General features: G+C 65.1%; 1 protein-coding gene. It reads right to left on the bottom strand.

All coding sequences use genetic code 11. From position 1 onward, the window contains the following. A partial coding sequence (locus tag H7I41_RS16535; protein ID WP_264013690.1) for an MMPL family transporter occupies positions 1-538 on the bottom strand: 538 nt, incomplete at both ends.

The following is a 538-nucleotide window of genomic DNA, read 5'->3' as shown; positions in this document are numbered from 1 at the left end:
CAGGCAGAAGGTGGCGCCGGCGATGGTCAGGCCCGAGCCGAGCACCACATGGGCGGTGCCGTGGAACATGGTGTAGTACGCCGATTCCCGGTCCTCACCGGCGGACCTGGCCTCCTGATATCGGCCCAGCAGGAAGATGGCGTAGTCGGTGGACGCCGCGATCGCCAGCGTGACCAACAGACTGGTGGCGAACGTCGAGAGGCCGATGATCTCGTGGTAGCCCAGGAAGGCCACCACGCCCCGGGCGGCCAGCAACGACATCAGCACCATGAAGATGGTGATCAGCATCGTGAGGAACGATCGGTAGATCAGCAGCAGCATCACGATGATGACGGTGAAGGTGAGCGCCTCGATCATCCGCATACTGCGGTCACCGGCGATCTGCTGATCGGCGGCCAGCGCCGCGGGTCCGGTCACGAAGACCTTCAGCCCGGGCGGGGTCTGCATGCCGTAGACGATGTCCTGGACGGCCTCGATGGACTCGTTGGCCAGCGCTTCGCCCTGGTTACCCGCGGTGTACACCTGCACGTAGGTGGCC

It is taken from the genome of [Mycobacterium] manitobense (assembly GCF_025821665.1).
Taxonomy (GTDB): Bacteria; Actinomycetota; Actinomycetes; order Mycobacteriales; family Mycobacteriaceae; genus Mycobacterium; species Mycobacterium arseniciresistens.
The sequence above is the reverse complement of the archived record's forward strand: the minus strand, read 5'-3'. Positions and strand labels throughout refer to the sequence as shown.